This is a genomic window from Nocardioides sp. Iso805N (assembly GCF_000364605.1).
In the GTDB taxonomy this organism is placed as follows: Bacteria; Actinomycetota; Actinomycetes; order Propionibacteriales; family Nocardioidaceae; genus Nocardioides.
The window spans coordinates 56,260-74,179 of the sequence record NZ_KB822586.1; the positions used below are offsets into that span (position 1 = coordinate 56,260).

Below are 17,920 nucleotides of genomic sequence, written 5' to 3' on the forward strand. Positions count from 1 at the left end.
CCACGGTTCGATGCGGATCAGCGGGCGCTACGTGGCTTGCGCGCGTCTCTTCAGCTCGGCCCAGGAACCGCGCTGGCGCAGCGTCGCGCCGCTCGGCACGTCCTCCTGCGCCTTGGCCCAGGCCGCATAGCCAGCGAACGACCCCGTCGCGCCGTCGGCGGCCAGGTAGGCGGCGACGATGGAAAGCAGGTCCTCGTCGGACCAGCGCCGGCTCGTCGAGCGGGTTGCGTTGGCACTGAGCCCGGCAGCCTCGCAGGCACCACGCCACGACCCGAACCTACGGATCAGCAGCGCCGGTGACGCGGCTATGTCGCGCCCGCGCTGCCAGGCGTCGTACGCGCCGTTGGTGAGGGGCTCGCCGAGCTCGGCGGCGGCTGCGCGCAGGCCGTCCAGCAGTTGGCCGTCGGAGAAGTCGGGGGTCCGCACAGCAGCACCGTAGACGATCCGAACCCGAGGACGAGGGCACATGTCGGGCACCATGGGCACGTGCCCCCCGTGATTGAACCGCCGAACTCCGTGCTCCTCGTCGTCGGCCGGGAGGAGTTCACGCCGCCGCAGTCATTCGGCGGAGCGACCTGCGCGGCGACCGGCGACTGCGTCGCGATCGGGGTGGTCCGTGGCGCTCCGGTGCGCATCAGCTTCGTGGCCGAGCCGCAGGATGACAGCTTGATCCGGCTCGGCGACTTCACCCTCGAGACCGAGGGCATGGTCTCGATCCGCGATGTCTACCACCGCGAGCAGGAGTCGATCGGCGTCACGGCCGGCGCCGTCTCGCTGGTGGTGTGGGTCGACGACGACCAGGAGCCGGGCGAGGTGCTGGTCGAAATCCGCGAGATCTGACGCTGCGCACTGGTAGCGTCCAGCTGCCGCGTGACGCGCGACGCGGAACCGACGAGAGGGTCTGGCAGCGATGGCTGAGTTCCGGGCAGGTTGGTACAAGGACTGGTCTGACGAGCGCCAGCAGCGCTACTTCAACGGTGAGGCCTGGACGGACTACGTTCGCCTGATCGAGCCGCCCGAGTCCGAGACCCGATGGTGGCGACGGCGACGACGCACGCCCAAGGTGAAGCCCGCCCGGCAGTTGGTGGACGCCGCATATCGGATGCTCTTCGCTGACAAGGCCATGGTCGGCCTGCTGGCCGCGGGCGCGATGTTCGCCTCGCTGGCAGGTGCGGCGGTCCTGGTCCCGGCGATGCGCTGGGGCGACGTCAAGCCTGACTGGAGCGAGGGCGGCGTCCTCGGCGTCGCCGTTGCGGGGCTGTCCTTCGGCGTGACGAGCTTCGTGATCCAGCTGACCTGCGCCGCGGTCGTGGCCGCCGCGCTGCTGCGCGCTGAGGGACGCCCCGCCACGGTGCGCGACGCGCTGCGGGTCGCATGGAGTCGGCGCTGGCAGCTGCTGGCCTGGACGCTGGTCTCCGCCGTCGTCGGCGCCCTGGCGCGCATGCTGAACCGGCTCGGCATCGGGGGCATCATCGCCTCGTTCGTGGTCGACGTCGGCTGGAGCCTCACCACCGTGTTCGCCACACCCGTCGTCATCGTCGAGGGCACGATGCCGCTGGCGACGGTACGACGCTCGGCAGGCCTGGTGCGACAGGGCTTCACGACCGTGTTGGTCACGCAGGTGGCGATGAGCGTGCCGTGGGTCGCACTGTGCGTTGCGGCGATCGTGATCGGCATCGTCGGTGGATTCGTGCTCTTCGCAGGAGGCGCCACCGCGACGGTGGTCGGCCTGTTGCTGATGGCGGGCGCCGCGGTCACGGTCTTCTTCGCCATGTCCGTCTTCAGCGCCCTCAGCGCCTACCTGCAGGCGTTCCTCTACCGGCACGCCAACGGCCTACCGGTATCTGGCGTGGATCGGCTCTGGCTGCCGCCCTTCGACCCCAGCTGACGCGGCTGGGCCGTCACCCCGCGCGTGGTCGCCGTGCCGGTGCGCGACCCTGCTCCCGTCGGACCGGGAGTGCCTGACGTGGTGTGGCCGCTCAGTCCGCAAGCGTGCCGGACAGCAGGAACCGATCGACCTCGATCCGGATCGCCACCCGGGCGGGATTGGGCCGGGGTAGGCGGTAGCGGGCGGCGTAGCACGCCACGGCACGACGTACGGCGTCGGCATCACTCAACACCCGTGCCCGTCCCTCGAGCGTCGACCAGCGTCGACCGTCCACCTGGCATGCGGCGATCTGGAGGCCGTCGGGGGCCGCGGCGATCCGGCGGGCCTTGTGTGACTCCCCGGAGGTGATCACCCACCCGCAGCGCTGCTCGTGGTCCAGCGCGAGCCCGACCGGCACGACGTGCGGACGGCCATCCGGTCGCACGGTGGTGAGCGCGCAGAGGTGCCGCTCGGTCCAGAAGTCGAGCAGGGCGGCCGGGAAGGCGTCCCAGCCGGGCGTCCACGACGTCATGACGCGACCGCCACCGGCGGTCCGACCACGCGGCGGCCCATCGAGGCCACCAGCGCACCGACCTGCGTGCCGATGCAGACGCTCGCGAAGGTCGCCCCGGCGGTCGCGAGGGCGGAGGTGTTGGTCGAGGACAGCGCCACCAGGCCGACGGTACCGGGCACCAGCAGCATGAAGGCGGGCTGGAACGTGACGGTCGCCGGCACTGCGGAGCCCAGTCGCTCGACGGCTCGGGCGACGACCAGCAGGAGACCGGCGGCGATGCCGGAAGCGACGATGCTGTTGGTGATGGCAGCGGCGACGGTGACCACGGCGTACGTGCCGAGCATGACCACGACGCCGAGTCCGGCGAGCCGCCTGCCGGCCCCGAACGCGACGCTCACGCCGAGGGCGAGCAGCACCACGCCGACCACCGAGATCCACTCCGGTGGCAGCGCCGACCAGGCCGATCCGCCGTGGGCACTGCCGGGGATGTCACCCACCAGGCCGGCGGAGTCCGGGTCGATGTGCAGACCTGTCACCGAGGCTCCGGCGGCGATCCCGGCCGCCATGAAGGCGAGCGCGATGGCGCCGTACGTCAGGCGCGCGGCGCCGGCGACGATGTCGGTGGAGGTCAGCTCGAGCAGGGCGTTGGTGATCAGCGCGCCTGGGACGAGGACGGCGAACGGCGCGCAGACCGCTGCCAGCGGCACGGTGCCGATGTCGAGGACGTTGACGAGCGTTCCGACAGCGGATGCGGCGAAGAACGCCGTCACGAACGGCATCACCGACGCCGCGGAGCGGGTCCGCTCGGCCAACTCCACGGCGGCTCCGATCAGGGCACCGAGGACGAGTGCCGACACCTCCGCCCACCAGGGGCAGCGGAACAGCGTCGCCAGCCCGGCCGCGATCAGCGCGCTGCCGACCGTGGTGGCCAGGACGGGATGACGCTGCCGGTGGCCGCGGATCGTGGCGATGTGCGACGGCACATCCGCCAGCGCAACGGAGCCGTGCGCGATCGCGCGGGAGAGGCGGCTGGCCTCGGCCGCCTGCAGGAACGTCAGCGCGCCCTCCGCGCTCGCCATCCGAGTTTCCCCGGTCTGATCGTCGCTGACCATCACCGTCTGCGGGAGCACGGAGAACGTCAGGTCCAGCGTGGGGGTCGCCGTCGCGCAGGCGGCCTCCAACCCGTCGCGTACGTCGGAGACCGACATGCCGGCGTCCAGCAGCAGCGCGCCGATCCGGCCGTAGGTGGACTCCGGGCCGGGGCTCGCAGCGGCGAAGGTCGTCTGCACGAGCACATGGTGCCACCCGCGATGTCCTACCGCAGAAGCGGACGATCCGATCGGACGGCGTGCTGGAGGCTCACCGGATCTGGGGGAGCCGCAGCGCTGTTGCTGTGCCAGACTCGAGGTCATGACTGCGTCCCGCACGCTCCTGTTGCCGGTCCTCGCCGTGCTCAGCCTGGGCCTGGTGGCCTGCGGAAGCGACGACACCTCCGCCACCGACAAGGCCTGCTCCGCGCGGGACGACCTGTCCACCTCGGTGCAGAAGGTCGTCACCGACCTCAAGGCCGGCAACCTCGGCAATGCCAAGGACCAGCTCAGTGACGTCAAGTCCAAGCTCTCCGCACTCGGCGACGCCGTCGGCGACCTGAAGTCGCAGGAGAAGGACGAGCTGCAGCCGCAGGTCCAGCAGGTGCAGGACGACCTGAAGGCGCTGACCGACGTCAGCAGCCTCACCGAGCTGCGCACCGCCTTCACCACCCTCGACTCCAGCGCCTCCGCCCTCGTCAAAGATCTCGGCACCGATCTCAAGTGCTCCTGACGCGCGTCCGCAGCGCCGCCGGGGCGGTGATCTTCCACAGGGTCGCCGGCCCTGAGGGCGCCAGCCGTCGCGACCGGATCCACGGCCGCGCTGGCCCGCGCCTGGCTGAGCCCGGCTCCCCGATCTGGCGGGTGCATGGCGACGCGGCGATGTTCATCGGAGGGCTGCGTGCGCTGCTGTTGCAGTCGCTGCATCCCGCGGCCATGCGCGCCGTGTCCGAGCACAGCGGCTATCGCGGCGACATGCTCGGCCGGCTCGCCCGGACCAGCACGTTCATCGCGACCACCACCTTCGGCCACGTCGAGGATGCCGAGGCCGCGATCGAGGCGGTGCGGCGGATCCATCGCCACGTGCACGGCACCATGCCCGACGGGACGCCCTACCGGGCCGACGACCCGCACCTGCTGGAGTGGGTGCACATCGCCGAGATCGACAGCTTCCTGACCGCACACCAGACCTACGGCGCGCACCCGCTCGACCCGGCCGAGCGGGACGAGTACGTCGCCCAGACAGCCGAGGTGGCGCGTCGACTCGGCGTACTCGATCCGCCGTTGACCGAACGAGACCTCAAGGCGCGGCTGCAGGCGTTCCGACCCGAGCTGCGCTCGACCCCGGAGGCTCGGGAGGCGGTCGGCTACGTCCTGCTCCGACCGCCGCTGGGGCTCGCCGAGCGGGTGCCGTACGCCGCGTTTAGCGCCGCGGCGATCGGGCTGATGCCGCGGTGGACGCGCCGGCCGCTGCGGCTGCCCTGGCTGCCGGTCACCGAGCGGACCGTGGTGCGGGCGCTCGGCACGCTGACCACCGGCACGATCCGGTGGGCGATGAAGCCACCGCCTCGGCCGCAGGGGGAGTGACCCTCAGAGTCCGAGCAGCCGCTCGAGTGCGATCCTCGCCGCCTCGGAGCGCTGCGCCTGCTCGGCCAGCCGGCCGGCCAGCGTCTGCGCCCACTCCTCGATGCTGGTGTCGCGTCGCGAGATCACCACACCGCCGACCTCGGTGACGATCCGGGCCCGAGGCGCACGGCCGGGCGCCGGCTCGAGCTCGAGGGTCACGTCATCGAGGCGGGCGCGGATCCGCTCGACGCTGCCACGCCGCCCGGCGACGCGATCGCCCAGGGACCGCTTCCACTCGACCTCGACCGCGCCTGGCGGCAGGGCGTCGCCGAGCGTGCTGGTCAAGATGGTGGCGTAGGCCTCGAGATCACGGGTGTCGGCGCGCAACGCAGCGGCCACCATCGCGATGTCGACCTCGGGGTCGGGCTGGTCGGGCACTCGCCGATCCTCTCAGTCGGTGAGCGGAAGCACGAGGGTGGGTTTGGCGATGATGTGATCGTCGCGCAGCGCACGCACCGCGGTGCCGATGGCGAAGAACTCGGTGGTGTGCCCACCCCAGCGGTGCGGCAGGCTGAGCAGCTGCACGCCGACGATGCCCTCGGCCTCGAGCCGCTCGGCCTCGTGCTGCATGCGGCCCATCGCGAGCTCGCGGGCGTCGTACAGGGCCTCGGTGAACTGCGGGATCTCCACATTGGTGCCGGTGTTGCCCAGCGCCTGCCAGAACTTCTGGTGGCCGATGTGATAGACGCAGGTGCCCATCGTCATCCCGAGCGGGGCGTAGCCGGCCTGGAGCAGCGTCCAGAAGTCCTGCCCGGACAGGTCGGAGGTGAACGGCTGGCCGAGGTTGTTGCGCCAGGAGTGTCCCGGCGGGGCGAGCGGATGATCGGGATCAGCCTTGACCGCGGTGCCGACGGCGATGAACTCCGCGATGCTCTCGCCGAACTCCTTGAACTCGATCTCGAGCCGGACGCCGACGATGCCGTCCGCGCCGAGGGCGTCCGCCTCGGCCTCCATCCGGGTCATGGCGAGCTCGCGAGCGTGGTACATCGCCTCCGAGAGAGTGGTCAGCTCCTGGTTCTTGCTCCAGCGGCCGAACTGGACACCGACGTGGTAGACACTCGAGCCCAGCACCAGCCCGAGTGGCCGGAAGCCGGCCTCGCGCACCAGCAGGAACTCGTTGACGCTCAGGTCGGAGGTGAACAGGCCGCGGTGCTCGCCCTCGCGCATCGCGTTGAGGCGGTTGATCGCGTCGCGGGGGATAGCGGTCTCGTCGAGCGTCATCGACGGGTCTCCTTGGTTCGGTCGAGCGGCAGGATGGTCAGGCTGTTCGTGGGCGCGGAGGCGGTACGCCGGAACGACGTGGCCGCCGTACCGATGATGGTGGCCTGCGCGACGTGGTCGGTGTGCCCGTCGCTCGGCTCCTGCTCCCAGATCTTGAGCCGCATGCCCGAGACCAGCACCGCCTCGCCGCCGTGGGCACGGGCGCGTCGCTCGAACTGGGTGCGAGCGTCGTGGCGGGCCGCGTTCACCAGGTCGGTGTAACCGTCGATCTGGGTGTTGGACCAGGTCTGCCGCTGCTGGTAGGTGGAGTAGTCGTCGTGCCTGACAGCGGCCGAGATACCGATCGCGATGCCGGTCGGGACCCAGCCCGCGTGCAGCAGCTTGCTGGTGTCGGTGCCGGACAGATCCGTGGTGAACGGCGTCGTCGCACGTGGTCCAGCGCCTCGCACGGCGGTCCCGAGGGCGAGGAACTCGCGGTTGTCGCCACCCAGGTGCTCCTGGCTGAGCCTGATCCCCACCACCCCGTCGGCTCCGAGGGCGACAGCCTCTTGGAGCAGCCGGCTCAGTGCGGTGTCCCAACCCCGGTAGTAGGCGTCCATCAATGGCGCCAGCCCGGCCCAGCGACTGCCGCTTCCCGAGGTGACCGTGCGGGAGCCGTAGCCCGTCCCGTAGCCCATCCCGTAGCCGCAGCCGACGCCGCGCCAGCCGATGTGCTCGACCATGCAGCCCATCACCTCGCCGACGGGTGTGAAGCCGACCGCCGCCAACGCCGCGGCCTCCGGCACGCTCAACAACGACCCGGCGACGTGGGAGTCAGCGGCTCGCGCGATCCGGGAGCGAGCGGCCGGAGGCAGGCCGACACCGTCCCAGGGCTGCTGTTCGTCGCGTGGCGGCACGGTCCCCATCGTGCCGTACGCCGCCAGCAGACGTCCGCGGAATCATCGTGGGACCTGCTGTGTTGCAGCCGGGCGTGAACAGCTCTCTCTTCGAGTCCCTGTCCGTCGGCGCGGTGACGCTGCCGAACCGTGTGCTGATGGCGCCGCTGACCCGCATGCGTGCCACCGACCCCGGCGACGTGCCGAACCCGTTGATGGCTGAGTACTACCGTCAGCGCGCCGGCGCCGGGCTCATCGTCACCGAGGGCACCCAGATCTCGCCGGTCGGCAAGGGCAACATGGACACGCCCGGCATCTACAGCGACGAGCAGGTCGAGGGCTGGCGACTGATCACCGACGCCGTGCACGCCGAGGGCGGCCGGATCGCGGCGCAGCTGTGGCACGTCGGCCGGGTCTCGCACGAGTCGCTGACCGGCGGCGTCCAGCCGGTGTCCGCCTCGGCCACTGAGTACCGCAGCCGCGCCACCCTCAAGGGCCCCGACGGCCTGCCGCAGCGGGCCGACTCTCCGACCCCGCGCCGGCTGAGCGTGGAGGAGATCGCGTCGACGGTAGCCGACTACGCCCGCGCCGCCCGCAACGCTCGTGACGCCGGCTTCGACCTGGTCGAGATCCACGGCGCGCACGGTTACCTCGTCCACCAGTTCCTGGGCACGGCGAGCAACCACCGCGAGGACGAGTACGGCGGCTCCCAGGAGAACCGCGCCCGGTTCGCCCTCGAGGTCGTCGATGCCGTCACGGCCGCATGGTCGCCGGACCGCACCGGCATCCGGATCTCGCCGCAGGGCTCGTTCAACGGCCTGGACGAGGACGACCTGCCGATGGCGCTCCACCTCGCGGGCGAGTTCTCCCGCCGCGGTCTGGCGTTCATCCACCTCTCCGAGCCCGACTGGGCCGGCGGCCCAGCGCTGCAGGACGACTTCCGCAAGGAGCTGCGGGCGGCGTACGACGGGGCCATCTTCGGCGCCGGCGCCTACACGTTCGAGAAGGCGGAGCGCCTGATCGGGCTCGACCTGATCGACGCGGTCGCGTTCGGTCGCTCGTTCATCGCCAACCCCGACCTTCCCGAGCGGCTGCGCACCGGTGCCGAGCTGAACGCTCCGGTGCCTGCGACGTTCTACGGTGGCGACGCCCAGGGCTACACCGACTACCCGACGCTGACCGCCTGACCATGGCGCGCTCCTGCGGGTAACGGTCGGGGCATGGAGACGCCACGCACGGTCGGGGTCGAGGAGGAGCTGCTCCTCATCGACCCGGAGACCCGCACCATCAGTCCGCGATCGACTCAGGTGATCCGCGCCCACGAGGATCGGACAGGGACGCCGATGGCGGCCAGCGACGAGCTCGACCAGGAGCTGTTCCTGCACCAGGTCGAGACGCGCACCGACCCGTCGGCGTCGCTGGACGACATCGAGGCACAGCTGGTGGCGGGCCGCCGCACGGCAGGTACGGCGGCGGAAGCCTCCGGCCTGGCCGTGGTGGCGTCCGGGATCGTGCCCATGGGTGGCGCTGAGCCGCAGGTCTCGCCGAACGACCGCTACCGCAACATGGTGGACACGTTCGGCGAGACCGCCCGGACCGGGCAGACCTGCGGCTGCCACGTGCACGTCGCGATCGACTCGCCCGCGGAGGGCGTGGGCGTGATCGACCGGATCACCCCCTGGCTCCCGGTGCTGGTGGCGATCGCCGCCAACTCGCCCTACTTCGAGGGCCGCGACACCAACTACGCCTCCTGGCGCAGCCAGGCGTGGACCCGGTGGCCGAGCGCCGGCGCGACAGAGGCCTTCGGCTCGGTCGAGAGCTACGAGGAGACCTCGCGACTGCTCAAGATGACCGGGGCCGCACGCGACGACGGGATGCTCTACTACGACGCCCGGCTCTCGAAGGGGCAACCGACGGTCGAGGTGCGGGTGCTCGACGTGTGCACCGACCTCGCGGACACGGTGCTGTGCGCGGCACTGGTGCGGGGTCTGGCCCAGACGGCCGCCGACGCCTGGGCGGCGAGCGAGCCGCTGGACCGATGGCGGGCCGAGATCCTGCGCGCCAGCAGCTGGCGCGCCGCACACGTGGGACTGGCAGGGACGCTGGTGCACCCGCTGCTGCGTGAGCTGCGCCCGGCGCGAGAGGTAGTGGATGCGCTCGTCCAGCACGTCCGACCGGCGCTGGAGGCATCGGGAGACCTCGACCGGGTCGTCGAGGGTGCGGAGCGGGTCCTGCGGGCCGGTGGCGCGACGCGGCAGCGGGCGGCGTACGAGCGGACGGGTGCCGTGGAGGGCGTCGTCGACGACCTGATCACCCGGACAGACAGCACGTGGCGGTGACGGCTCGCGCCGTCACCGCCACGTGGCTGCCTGTGACCGATCACCAATAGTGCGCGCGTGGACCGATCTGCCGGCCAGCCGACCCGAGGATCCACAGCACGGCCCCGACGACGATCAAGATGATCCCGATGGTCCACAGGACCGGCACGCTGAGCACCGCTCCCAGGATCAGCAGGATCAAGCCGAGGATGATCATGGCGACTCCTTCCACAGGCCCGCGGGTGCGGACCGACCAGGACAGGTACCCCCGGGGGCTTGTTTCGGAAACCTACGCCGCCGGCAGCCGGCGGTTTCGACGTTCGACGCGGGCCCGCCGACCGCCGGCGACGGGCGTTGCGTGCACGCGAGTCCGTCGCTGCCGCGTACTCGGGGCCACGAGCGCGTCCATTCATGGCCTCGCTAGAGTCGATGAACGTGAGGGAGTCGAACGTTGAGCGAGCCGTTCCCGAGGGTGTCTCGCCGGAGGCGGCGACCACCTGGCCCCCACGTCAGCTGATCGACTCCTTCCTCGGCAGCTTCGACTTCTCCGCCGTCGCCGAGGACGCACACGTCGATCCCGAGCAGGCCCGCGCCTTCCGCGACGTGCTCGGCCGCTTCGCGTCCGGCGTCACCGTCGTCACCGCGATGACGGGTGAAGGCCCGATGGGGATGACGTGCCAGTCGTTCTCGTCGGTCTCGCTGCAGCCGCCGCTGGTCCTGTTCGTGCCCGCGCACACGTCGCGGGCCTGGCCGGCGATCCGCGCCACCGGGCACTTCACCGTCAACCTGCTGGCCTCGAACCAGGAGGAGCTCTCGAACCAGTTCGCGGCCAAGGGCGTGGACAAGTTCGCCGGGGTGCCGTGGTCGCCGGCGCCGTCGACCGGCGCGCCTCGTCTGGACGGCTCGCTGGCGTGGATCGACTGCACGATCCACGCGGTGCACGAGGCCGGTGACCACGACGTGGTGCTCGGCCGGGTGCAGGCGATGGTCCACGGTGAGGCGGAGATGCCGTTGCTGTTCTTCCGGTCGGCCTATCACCGGCTCGCGGAGTAGCCGCCGGGGACCGAAGCGCCGATCGGGCGGCCGCTCACGATGTGAACGACCGCCCGATCGACGTCAAGAGGCCTGGTGCGGCCCGGTGTTCGCTCAGCGGCGACCGGAGCTGAACGACGCTGCGCTGTGCGGCCGACCGCCGCCGGCGGCACTTCCGGCGGCACTTCCGGCGGCGCTGCCGCCGCCGTTGCCGCGACCACCGCGACGGGCACCCGAACCGGCTGGCTTCGTGCTGCCACCCTTGTTCGCGGCAGCCTGCGAGCCGCCCTGCTTGGGAGCGCCGTTCCTGGCGCTGCCAGACGTGGCCGAGCCGTTCTTGGGCGAGCCCTGCCCGCGCTGCGCGGTCGTCGTACCGTCGCCGGTCTGGCGCTTGCGTGCGCGGCTGCCGGGGCGGCTCTTGCGCGTGCCGGTGCCCTCGCCAGCGGGGCGGCGCTCGGGCTGCACGACCACCGGCTCGAACGCACCCGGGCGGGTGCGCTCGCCCGGCGCGAGCGTGACCAGGATCGGGTGGTGAGCACCCTCGATCCGCGTCGTCTGCGGCTTGATGCCGGCTGCCTTGGTGAGGTCGCGCACGTCCCGCACCTGGTCGCTGGTCATCAGGGTGACGACGGTGCCGTCGTTGCCCGCTCGTGCGGTGCGGCCCGAACGGTGCAGGTAGGCCTTGTGCTCGGTCGGCGGGTCCGCGTGGACCACCAGCGCCACGTCGTCGACGTGGATGCCGCGGGCGGCGATGTCGGTGGCCACCAGCGCAGTCGCCTCGCCGCTGTGGAACGCGTCCATGTTGCGGGTCCGGGCGTTCTGCGAGAGGTTGCCGTGCAGCTCGACCGCAGGTACGTCGTTGCGGTTGAGCTGGCGCGCAAGCGCCTTGGCGCCGTGCTTGGTGCGGGTGAAGATCACGGTCCGTCCCGGTGCGCTCGCCAGGTCGGTCAGGATCGCGACCCGCTGGTCCCGCTCGATGTGCAGCACGTGGTGCGACATCGTCGACACCGGCGACTGCGCCGAGTCGGCCTGGTGGGTGACCGGGTTGGTGAGGAATTGCTTCACCAGCGCGTCGATCGCCTTGTCCAGGGTGGCGGAGAAGAGCAGCCGCTGGCTGTCCTTGGGCGTGGCGGCGAGGAGCCGACGTACGCCCGGGAGGAAGCCGAGGTCGGCCATGTGGTCGGCCTCGTCGAGCACGGTGATCTCGATGTCGGCCAGGGTGCAGTGCTTCTGGCCGATGAGGTCCTCGAGGCGACCGGGGCAGGCGATGACGATGTCGACGCCGCGCTGCAGCGCGTCCACCTGGGGCTTCTGGCCGACACCGCCGAAGACGGTGCGGGTGGTGAGACCGGCCGCCTTGACCAGCGGTGCTGCGGCAGCCTCGATCTGGGCGACCAGCTCGCGGGTCGGGGCCAGGATCAGGGCACGCGGCGCGCGTGCTCGGGGCGTACGGCGCTCGGCGGCGAGCCGGGCGACCACGGGCAGCAGGAAGGCGTAGGTCTTGCCGGAGCCGGTGCGGCCGCGGCCGAGCACGTCGCGGCCGGCGAGGGAGTCAGGCAGGGTCGCTGCCTGGATGGGGGTCGGGTCGGTGATGCCCTGTCGGCTGAGGACGTCGAACAGGGACGAGGGCAGGCCAAGGCTGGCGAAGGAGGTCACGCAGAATCTCTCTGTAAGGCTTCTCGCCGAACAGTCGGGATCCGAGGGCCTCGGGCGACTACGCACGGAGTCCAGCGTGGAACGCGGGGCTTCGACGTGCGGACAACTCGCGGCGAGAGCACGAGTCGATACCAAGAGGTTACCGCAGGATCCGCCCAGGTCCGGCATCGGCGCGCGCACGCCGACGACGCGTCGCATGCGTTTCTACGAAGTCGGCGACCGTTTCTACGAAGTCGGGGAGAGCGTGCCGACCTTGGCACGGATCTCATCGATCGCATCCCAGTCGTTGACGTGCATCCCGGCCACCACTCGTTCGCGCTCCTCGCCGTCCAGCTCCTCGCGGCGCAGCCACCACACCCGGAAGTTCAGGCCCGGTACGTCGCCGACGATCTCGACGCGGTCGAAGCCGTCCGGACCCGCGTTGCCGACGTACTCCATGCCGAGGTCGTACTGGTCGGTGAAGAAGTAGGGCAGCGCGTCCGCGACCTCCGCGCCGCCGAGCAGGTTGGCGGCCGCCACCTTGCCGTGCTTGATCGCGGTGTCCCAGTGCTCCACCCGGACCGCGCGCCCGAGCACCGGATGATCGGCGTTGGCCACGTCCCCCGCGGCGTAGACGTCCGGTGCCGAGGTGCACAGGTGGGCGTCGGTCCGGATGCCGTTGCCCACCACGATGCCGGCGGCTTCGGCCAGCTCCGTGGCAGGTACGACGCCGACGCCGACCACCAGGTGATCGACCTCCACCGCATCTTTGTTGGCGAGCCCGATGCGTGCGGTGCCCGAGTCGGTGCGCTCGATCGACTCCACCTGCACGCCGGTTCGCAGGTCCACGCCGTGCGTGCGGTGCAGGTCGGCGAAGATCTGCGCCACCTCCTCGCCGAGGACGCCCAGCAGCGGCTGGGCCGCCATCTCCAGCACGATCACCTCCGCACCCGCCTCGCGGGCAGCCGCCGCGACCTCCAGCCCGATCCAACCGCCACCGATGATGCCGATCCGGCGGCTTGCCCGGAGCTCCTCCTTCAGCGCCGTGGAGTCGTCGAGGGTGCGTAGATAGGTCGTCGACACCCCGGCCCGGTCGGCCAGTGCCAGCCGGCGTGGTTCGGCTCCTGTTGCCAGCAGCAGCGCCCGGTAGGCGATCTCCTCGCCGCCGGCCTGCAGGGTGTGGGCGTCCGGGTCCAGGGCCGTGACCAGGACGCCGGTGCGTACGTCGACGTCGTGCTCGCGGTACCAGGTGGCATCGTGCACCAGCGCCTTCTCGGCAGGGTCCTTGCCCATCAGGAAGCCCTTGGAGAGTGGCGGCCGCTCGTAGGGCAGGTGGGACTCGGCTGCGAAGACGACGAGAGGGCCGGCGTACCCCTGATCGCGCAGGGCAGTGACAGCGGTGCCGGCGGCGAGTCCGCCTCCGACGATGGCGATGGGCAGGTCAGTGCTCACGTGCGCTCCTCAGCTGGTGGCGGTGACCTCCAGCCTGACCAGCCGCACCTGACTTTTCAACGCTGCTGAGGAGGGAGAGACCGAAACACGTTCTGGTCGGTGGGGTAGTGCTTACATTGCTGGAGCGCACCGATCGGTCCGCGGTCGTGCCGGCGCACCGAGCCCCGGGGCCGAGGCGTGGAGGAGGAGCAGGAATGAAGCTGGGTCTGCAGCTGGGTTACTGGGGCGCGCAGCCGCCCGCCGGCGTCGGCGAGGTCGTCGCGGCCGCCGAGGAGGCGGGGTTCGACGCGATCTTCACCGCCGAGGCGTGGGGGAGTGACGCGTTCACGCCGCTGGCCTGGTGGGGGCGGGAGACCTCGCGGATCAAGCTCGGTACCTCGATCGTGCAGATGTCCGGCCGTGCTCCGACGTCGATCGCGATGCACGCGCTCACGCTCGATCACCTGTCCGGCGGTCGGGTCATCCTCGGCATCGGCGTCAGCGGTCCACAGGTGGTCGAGGGTTGGTACGGCGCGCCCTTCGCCAAGCCGCTCGCCCGGACCCGCGAGGTGGTCTCGATCATCCGCCAGGTGATGGCGCGCGAGGCTCCGGTGACCAACGACGGTCCGCACTACCCGCTGCCCTACAACGGCCCCGGCTCGGTCGGTCTGGGCAAGCCGCTCAAGTCGATCGTGCACCCCCTTCGCGCCGATGTGCCGATCTGGCTGGGTGCCGAGGGGCCGAAGAACGTCGCCCAGACCGCCGAGATCGCCGATGGGTGGATCCCGCTCTTCTACACGCCGAAGAGCGCCGCGATGTACCAGCCGTGGCTCGACGAGGGATTCGCCCGGCCCGGCGCGCGGCGTACGCGTGCGGACTTCGAGATCGCCGCGACGTGTCATCTCGAGGTCGTCTCGTCGGCCGAGGAGAAGCGGGCGGTGCTGGCTGCGATGAAGCCGTTCGTCTCGCTCTACATGGGTGGCATGGGCGCCAAGGAGCAGAACTTCCACAACGCCGTCTTCGTGCGGATGGGCTACGGCGAGCTCGCCGAGGAGGTGCAGCGGCTCTACCTGGCCGGCGAGAAGGACAGGGCCACCGCGCTGGTGCCCGACGAGCTGGTCGACGACATGCACATCGTCGGTACGGCGGGCGAGGTCCGCGAGCGCGTCGCCCAATGGGAGTCGACGGGTGTCACCACGTTGCTGCTGAGTCTGCGGTCGGCGGACGAGGTCCGGCGGGTCGCTGAGGTGCTGGCGTAGCGCTGCCGAGTCGGACGGCCTCTGGGGCAGTGCCGTCAGTGCCGTGCTGCGACGGCCACCCGGCCGTTGCGCAGGGAGGTGCGCACCCGCGCCTCCGAGCCGATCCGCTCGGCGATGCTCAGCAGGTCGTCGTCGTGCTGGACGCCGAAGCCGGCGTTGGCGAGCAGACCCGACAGCTGTTCGGCGGTGAGCAGGGTGCGCCAGGGCTCGTTGGCGGTGATGGTCGCCGTGCGGCCCAGCCGTGCGAGCGTGCCGACGACCAGCCGTCCGGCTCGAGCACGCAGCGAGGGCGTCTGGTAGTTCACGATCAGGGTGCTGCCGCGCGCCGACCGGTCGCCGATGGCACGGAGCGTCGCGACGATGTCACGCCGGGTGAGATAGGGCAGGACGCCCTCCCACAGCCACGTCGTCGGTACGTCGCCGTCGTGCCCGCTGGCCTCCAGTCCCGCGGCGAGATCATCGACGGCGAGGTCCACGGGCTGGAAGCGGAACGTTCGCGCCAGCGCCGGCCGTTCGCCGATCCGCGCCCGTTTGTCCCGCTGCGAGGCCGGATGGTCGATCTCGGTGACGTCGACGTCGACCAGCTCCGGCATCCGCCAGGCACGGGTGTCGAGGCCGGCGCCGAGGACGACCAGCTGCAGATGGGGGTGCGACCTGATCGCATCGTCGATAGCCACGGTTCGCGGCGCGATGATCTCGGCGCACGCTCGCACGGACTCGTAGGTCGATCGCTCGGCCCAGCCCTGCGGCGGCGTACCGGCGCGGACCTGGTCGAGGACGACACGCTCCTCGACGGTGAGAAGGTCGGCGGCGACCGGGTCGGTGAAGTGCCCGACGGCGAGTCGGCCGTCGGCGGCCGCCCGCCCCAGGCAGACCAGGACGGCGGTCCGGCTGGCGACCCGTTCTTCGGACATGGACAGATTGTGCGCTCTGCCGCGGCGTACGGTCTCCGGCACCGGTGCCGTCAGGCAGCGTTAACTCGGACGTAACACTCCACGCGGGACCCTGAAACATCCGGCTTGGAGCCTCGACCACCGTGCTCCCTCTCGTCGCGACCGCTGTCGACCCCGGCGACACGGCCTGGCTGTTGGCTGCCGCCGCGCTGGTGCTGCTGATGGTGCCGGGCCTGGCGCTGTTCTACGGCGGCATGGTCCGCTCCAAGAGCGTCCTGAACATGATGATGATGACGTTCTCGGCGCTCGGCGTCATCACGCTGGTGTGGGTGATCGTCGGCTACTCGCTGGCGTTCGGCGACGATGTCGGCGGTGGACTGTTCGGCGACCCGTTCCAGTACTTCGGGCTGCAGTCGCTGGTCAGCGGCCGGGGCAACTGGCTGCACGTGCCGGTGATCCTCTTCGCCTGCTTCCAGGGGCTGTTCGCGGTCGTCACCGGCGGCCTGGTGGCCGGTGCGATCGCCGACCGCGCGCGGTTCGGCGCGTGGGTGGTCTTCATCGGACTGTGGACGGTGCTGGTCTACGCGCCGCTCGCGCACTGGGTCTTCGACGGCTCGCGCACCGGCCACACCGGCGGCTGGCTGGTCAACCGGGTGCACCTGATCGACTTCGCCGGCGGGACCGCCGTGGAGATCTGCTCCGGCGCCTCCGGCCTCGCGCTGGCCCTGGTGCTCGGTCGCCGGGTCGGCTTCGGCAACGACGCGATGCGTCCGCACAACCTGACCCTGGTCATGCTCGGTGCCGGGCTGCTGTGGGTCGGCTGGTTCGGCTTCAACGCCGGGTCGGCGTTCCGCGCCGACCAGGGCGCGGCCGTGGTCTTCGCCGCCACCTTGGTGGCCGGAGCGGCAGGGGCCGGCGGCTGGCTCGCCGTCGAGCAGATACGCGACGGGCACGCCACCTCGCTCGGGGCCGCCTCCGGCATGGTCGCCGGTCTGGTCGCGATCACCCCGAGCTGCGGCTCTGTCACGCCCCTGGGGGCGATCGTGGTCGGCCTGGTCGCCGGCGCGGTGTGTGCGAGCGCGGTCGCGCTCAAGTACCGCTTCCGGTACGACGACTCGCTCGACGTCGTCGGCGTCCACCTGGTCGGCGGTCTCGTCGGCACGGTGCTGATCGGCGTCCTGGCCAGCTCGGCCGCGCCGACGGGTGTCGACGGGCTGCTCTACGGCGGTGGCATGACCCAGCTCGGCCGCCAGTCGCTGGGCGCGCTGGTGGTGCTGGTCTACGCGTTCGCCGTCTCCGGCGTGCTCGGCCTGGTGGTCGACAAGGCGATGGGCTTCCGGATCGACCCCGAGCACGAGGTCGCCGGGATCGATCTGATCGTGCACGCGGAGTCGGCGTACGACCTGCATGTCGGCACGGGGCCGCGGCACGGGAGCATCTTCAGTCACAGCGGGCACGGAGAGCACCGGAGCTGACCCGACACGTGCGCGGCGTGACGTCTCGCCCCGTTCGCTGAAGGGCCCCAACGGGAACCGGTGGCCATGAGCGCCCCCGACAACCCGTCCCAGAACCCGCTGGTCGACCTCACCCATGCCCTGGAGCAGGACGGCGCGTTCGACGACGCGGTCGACATCCTCTCCCGGTACGCCGAGATCCTCACCGAACGGCCCGGCCTGCAGAGCCTGCTGCGCGGTGACTGGTTCGGTCACCATCTGCACCCGACCCTGACCGACTTCCCGCTCGGCGCGTGGATGTCGGCGAGCCTGCTCGACCTCATCGGACCCGAGGGCAGTGAGGAGGCGGCGGCACGGCTGGTCGGTCTCGGCGTGCTGGGCGCGCTGCCGACGGCGCTGAGCGGGCTGGCCGACTGGCAGTCGCTGGCTGAGCGCCGCGATCGGCGGGTCGGGGTGGTGCACGCGGCAGGCAACGCGGCGGCGCTGGCGGCGTACTCGTGCTCGTGGATCGCTCGCCGCCGCGGTCGGCACCGTCTGGGAGCCGCCCTCGGGCTGCTCGGCGCCGGCCTCTCCGGAGGCGCCGGATACCTCGGCGGGCACCTGGCCGAGCACGGCACGTTCGAGGAGTAGCAGCGTCGCTGCCGAGATTGTCGGTGCCCTCTGGAATGCTGTGCCTCCGCCACCGTGAGACGGAGAAGCAGCGAGGG

General features: G+C 71.3%; 20 protein-coding genes. 10 read left to right on the forward strand and 10 right to left on the reverse strand.

What is annotated here, in order from left to right:
* Positions 1 to 27: 27 nt before the first annotated feature.
* Complete coding sequence (locus H036_RS0118910; RefSeq protein WP_017936378.1) at positions 28 to 426, reverse strand: homing endonuclease associated repeat-containing protein; 399 nt, start codon at positions 424 to 426, stop codon at positions 28 to 30.
* Between the two features lie 60 nt (positions 427 to 486).
* Here H036_RS0118910 and H036_RS0118915 point away from each other — a divergent pair, with 60 nt between their 5' ends.
* Together H036_RS0118915 and H036_RS0118920 are read left to right on the forward strand one after the other, a co-directional pair.
* Positions 487 to 840: a hypothetical protein gene (locus H036_RS0118915; protein WP_157417634.1), complete on the forward strand. Its 354-nt coding sequence runs from the start codon at positions 487 to 489 to the stop codon at positions 838 to 840.
* A 70-nt stretch (positions 841 to 910) separates the two neighbouring features.
* Positions 911 to 1,888 carry a DUF6159 family protein gene (locus tag H036_RS0118920; RefSeq protein WP_017936380.1) on the forward strand — a complete coding sequence of 326 codons (978 nt, stop codon included), beginning with the start codon at positions 911 to 913 and terminating at the stop codon, positions 1,886 to 1,888.
* 91 nt (positions 1,889 to 1,979) lie between these two features.
* Here H036_RS0118920 and H036_RS0118925 read toward each other — a convergent pair whose 3' ends face one another.
* Both H036_RS0118925 and H036_RS0118930 read right to left on the reverse strand, forming a co-directional pair.
* A complete protein-coding gene (locus H036_RS0118925; protein ID WP_017936381.1) occupies positions 1,980 to 2,399 on the reverse strand; it encodes a pyridoxamine 5'-phosphate oxidase family protein in 420 nt (139 codons plus the stop codon).
* On the reverse strand, positions 2,396 to 3,670 hold the full coding sequence (locus H036_RS0118930) for a threonine/serine exporter family protein (RefSeq protein ID WP_198290025.1): 1,275 nt from the start codon (positions 3,668 to 3,670) through the stop codon (positions 2,396 to 2,398). Before H036_RS0118930 ends, H036_RS0118925 begins: the two co-directional genes overlap by 4 nt.
* Before the next feature lie 121 nt (positions 3,671 to 3,791).
* On the opposite strand from H036_RS0118930, the gene H036_RS0118935 reads away from it, so the two are divergent.
* Together H036_RS0118935 and H036_RS0118940 are read left to right on the forward strand one after the other, a co-directional pair.
* Entirely contained in the window at positions 3,792 to 4,202 is a 411-nt protein-coding gene (locus H036_RS0118935) for a hypothetical protein (RefSeq protein ID WP_017936383.1), read from the forward strand.
* Positions 4,193 to 5,056 (forward strand): oxygenase MpaB family protein, encoded by an 864-nt coding sequence (locus tag H036_RS0118940; protein ID WP_017936384.1) that lies wholly within the window; start codon positions 4,193 to 4,195, stop codon positions 5,054 to 5,056. Before H036_RS0118935 ends, H036_RS0118940 begins: the two co-directional genes overlap by 10 nt.
* 3 nt (positions 5,057 to 5,059) lie before the next feature.
* Here H036_RS0118940 and H036_RS0118945 read toward each other — a convergent pair whose 3' ends face one another.
* Genes H036_RS0118945 through H036_RS0118955 form a run of 3 tightly spaced genes read right to left on the reverse strand, consistent with a single transcriptional unit; the run spans position 5,060 to position 7,212 of the window.
* The gene (locus H036_RS0118945; protein WP_017936385.1) at positions 5,060 to 5,473 is read right to left on the reverse strand and encodes a hypothetical protein; all 414 of its coding nucleotides are present in this window, start codon (positions 5,471 to 5,473) and stop codon (positions 5,060 to 5,062) included.
* A gap of 12 nt (positions 5,474 to 5,485) precedes the next feature.
* Positions 5,486 to 6,316: a heavy metal-binding domain-containing protein gene (locus H036_RS0118950; RefSeq protein ID WP_017936386.1), complete on the reverse strand. Its 831-nt coding sequence runs from the start codon at positions 6,314 to 6,316 to the stop codon at positions 5,486 to 5,488.
* Complete coding sequence (locus H036_RS0118955; protein WP_198290026.1) at positions 6,313 to 7,212, reverse strand: heavy metal-binding domain-containing protein; 900 nt, start codon at positions 7,210 to 7,212, stop codon at positions 6,313 to 6,315. The genes H036_RS0118950 and H036_RS0118955 overlap by 4 nt, the downstream gene beginning before the upstream one ends.
* A 74-nt stretch (positions 7,213 to 7,286) precedes the next feature.
* Here H036_RS0118955 and nemA point away from each other — a divergent pair, with 74 nt between their 5' ends.
* Together nemA and H036_RS0118965 are read left to right on the forward strand one after the other, a co-directional pair.
* Entirely contained in the window at positions 7,287 to 8,378 is a 1,092-nt protein-coding gene (gene nemA / locus H036_RS0118960) for an N-ethylmaleimide reductase (RefSeq protein WP_017936388.1), read from the forward strand.
* 33 nt (positions 8,379 to 8,411) lie between these two features.
* A complete protein-coding gene (locus H036_RS0118965; protein WP_017936389.1) occupies positions 8,412 to 9,530 on the forward strand; it encodes a carboxylate-amine ligase in 1,119 nt (372 codons plus the stop codon).
* A 40-nt stretch (positions 9,531 to 9,570) separates the two neighbouring features.
* Here the strand turns inward: H036_RS0118965 and H036_RS25800 are convergent, their stop codons facing one another.
* Positions 9,571 to 9,726, reverse strand: coding sequence for a hypothetical protein (locus tag H036_RS25800; RefSeq protein ID WP_017936390.1), 156 nt, complete (start codon positions 9,724 to 9,726; stop codon positions 9,571 to 9,573).
* A gap of 212 nt (positions 9,727 to 9,938) precedes the next feature.
* Here H036_RS25800 and H036_RS23755 point away from each other — a divergent pair, with 212 nt between their 5' ends.
* A complete protein-coding gene (locus tag H036_RS23755) occupies positions 9,939 to 10,562 on the forward strand; it encodes a flavin reductase (protein WP_017936391.1) in 624 nt (207 codons plus the stop codon).
* Between the two features lie 93 nt (positions 10,563 to 10,655).
* Here the strand turns inward: H036_RS23755 and H036_RS0118980 are convergent, their stop codons facing one another.
* A complete protein-coding gene (locus H036_RS0118980) occupies positions 10,656 to 12,197 on the reverse strand; it encodes a DEAD/DEAH box helicase (RefSeq protein ID WP_017936392.1) in 1,542 nt (513 codons plus the stop codon).
* Between the two features lie 225 nt (positions 12,198 to 12,422).
* Entirely contained in the window at positions 12,423 to 13,628 is a 1,206-nt protein-coding gene (locus tag H036_RS0118985) for an NAD(P)/FAD-dependent oxidoreductase (RefSeq protein ID WP_017936393.1), read from the reverse strand.
* Between the two features lie 194 nt (positions 13,629 to 13,822).
* Here H036_RS0118985 and H036_RS0118990 point away from each other — a divergent pair, with 194 nt between their 5' ends.
* Positions 13,823 to 14,866, forward strand: coding sequence for an LLM class F420-dependent oxidoreductase (locus H036_RS0118990; protein WP_017936394.1), 1,044 nt, complete (start codon positions 13,823 to 13,825; stop codon positions 14,864 to 14,866).
* A gap of 35 nt (positions 14,867 to 14,901) precedes the next feature.
* On the opposite strand, the gene H036_RS0118995 is transcribed toward H036_RS0118990, so the two are convergent.
* Positions 14,902 to 15,780 (reverse strand): class I SAM-dependent methyltransferase, encoded by an 879-nt coding sequence (locus H036_RS0118995; protein WP_017936395.1) that lies wholly within the window; start codon positions 15,778 to 15,780, stop codon positions 14,902 to 14,904.
* A 122-nt stretch (positions 15,781 to 15,902) separates the two neighbouring features.
* Between H036_RS0118995 and H036_RS0119000 the strand changes: the two genes are divergently transcribed.
* Together H036_RS0119000 and H036_RS0119005 are read left to right on the forward strand one after the other, a co-directional pair.
* Positions 15,903 to 17,234: an ammonium transporter gene (locus H036_RS0119000; protein ID WP_017936396.1), complete on the forward strand. Its 1,332-nt coding sequence runs from the start codon at positions 15,903 to 15,905 to the stop codon at positions 17,232 to 17,234.
* A 66-nt stretch (positions 17,235 to 17,300) separates the two neighbouring features.
* Positions 17,301 to 17,843 carry a DUF2231 domain-containing protein gene (locus H036_RS0119005; RefSeq protein ID WP_017936397.1) on the forward strand — a complete coding sequence of 181 codons (543 nt, stop codon included), beginning with the start codon at positions 17,301 to 17,303 and terminating at the stop codon, positions 17,841 to 17,843.
* Positions 17,844 to 17,920: the final 77 nt, after the last annotated feature.

Bases quoted from the DNA above. Each gene is read 5' to 3' on its own strand.
- H036_RS0118920 (WP_017936380.1), top strand. From the start codon at position 911: ATGGCTGAGTTCCGGGCAGGTTGGTACAAGGACTGGTCTGACGAGCGC.
- H036_RS0118925 (WP_017936381.1), bottom strand. From the start codon at position 2,399: ATGACGTCGTGGACGCCCGGCTGGGACGCCTTCCCGGCCGCCCTGCTC.
- H036_RS0118935 (WP_017936383.1), top strand. From the start codon at position 3,792: ATGACTGCGTCCCGCACGCTCCTGTTGCCGGTCCTCGCCGTGCTCAGC.
- H036_RS0118950 (WP_017936386.1), bottom strand. From the start codon at position 6,316: ATGACGCTCGACGAGACCGCTATCCCCCGCGACGCGATCAACCGCCTC.
- H036_RS0118965 (WP_017936389.1), top strand. From the start codon at position 8,412: ATGGAGACGCCACGCACGGTCGGGGTCGAGGAGGAGCTGCTCCTCATC.
- H036_RS25800 (WP_017936390.1), bottom strand. From the start codon at position 9,726: ATGATCATCCTCGGCTTGATCCTGCTGATCCTGGGAGCGGTGCTCAGC.
- H036_RS23755 (WP_017936391.1), top strand. From the start codon at position 9,939: ATGAACGTGAGGGAGTCGAACGTTGAGCGAGCCGTTCCCGAGGGTGTC.
- H036_RS0118990 (WP_017936394.1), top strand. From the start codon at position 13,823: ATGAAGCTGGGTCTGCAGCTGGGTTACTGGGGCGCGCAGCCGCCCGCC.
- H036_RS0118995 (WP_017936395.1), bottom strand. From the start codon at position 15,780: ATGTCCGAAGAACGGGTCGCCAGCCGGACCGCCGTCCTGGTCTGCCTG.
- H036_RS0119005 (WP_017936397.1), top strand. From the start codon at position 17,301: ATGAGCGCCCCCGACAACCCGTCCCAGAACCCGCTGGTCGACCTCACC.